This window comes from Halorubrum sp. Atlit-28R, assembly GCF_003665955.1.
Lineage (GTDB): Archaea > Halobacteriota > Halobacteria > Halobacteriales > Haloferacaceae > Halorubrum > Halorubrum tropicale.
In genome coordinates, this window is record NZ_QPLS01000083.1 from 1 (window position 1) to 632 (window position 632).

Annotated in this window: 1 protein-coding gene; it reads right to left on the reverse strand. The window is 70.3% G+C overall.

Going from position 1 to position 632, the window contains the following annotated elements; all coding sequences use genetic code 11:
* Nucleotides 1–632 (reverse strand): ABC transporter ATP-binding protein (locus DVK06_RS16900; protein WP_147438156.1); only part of this gene is annotated, 632 nt, incomplete at both ends.

The window sequence follows — 632 nt, forward strand, 5'->3', positions numbered from 1 at the left end:
AGTTCGGGCGCGTCGCGCTCGCAGACGCTCTCGAACCGCTCGCCGAGGATTTCGCCCGCTTCGTCCCAGTCGTCGGCGACGACGCGTTCGAGCGCGCGGTCGACGACGCCCCGGAGTTCCGGCGACAGCGAGTGCGACAAGTGCGACTCGCGGAGTTCGTCCACGACGGCGTCGGCGGTGCCGCCGTCGGCGCTCACCGCTGCTTCGGCGCTCGGGTCGCCCGCATCGAGTGCGGCGTCGCGGGCGGTCTCGACGTCCAGCGCCTCGCGTTCGACGCGCTGGCGGAGGTCCATCACCTCGCGGTAGGCCGCCTGCTCGATGTCGAGGTCGGCCGGGGGGATGACCTGCGGACACCGCGTCCGGAAGTGACAGCCCGACGGCGGATTGATGGGACTCGGCACGTCGCCTTCGAGGATGATGCGGTCGTCGGTCTCGGCGGCCGGGTCGGGCTCCGGAATCGCCGACAGCAACGCCTGCGTGTAGGGGTGTCTCGGGTCGTCGAACAGCTCGTCGGTCGCCGCGACCTCGACGATTTCACCGAGGTACATCACGGCCACGCGGTCGGAGATGTGCCGGACGACGGAGAGGTCGTGCGCGATGAACAGATACGTCAGCCCGAAGCGCTCCTGGAG